General features: G+C 64.0%; 1 protein-coding gene. It reads left to right on the forward strand.

All coding sequences use genetic code 11. The features are described 5' to 3' along the window. The coding region (locus FQ664_RS27470) for an immunoglobulin-like domain-containing protein (protein WP_178091145.1) at positions 1 to 228 on the forward strand (228 nt) is incomplete at both ends.

Consider the following 228-nt stretch of genomic DNA (forward strand, 5'->3'; position numbering starts at 1 on the left):
GACCCTGACGGCGAGCCCGTCGGTGACCGAAGGTGGCGTCATCACCTACACCGTGACCCTGAGCAATCCGGCCCAGACCCCGGTGACCGTGACCTTGTCCAACGGCCAGACCATCACCGTCGAAGCCGGCAAGACCCAGGGCAGCGTTGACTTCGAGACGCCGGCCAACGACGTCTACAACAACGGCTCGACCGTTAGCGTGACCATCGAAAGCGCCACAGGTGGCAA

Source organism: Pseudomonas persica (assembly GCF_900291015.1).
In the GTDB taxonomy this organism is placed as follows: Bacteria; Pseudomonadota; Gammaproteobacteria; order Pseudomonadales; family Pseudomonadaceae; genus Aquipseudomonas.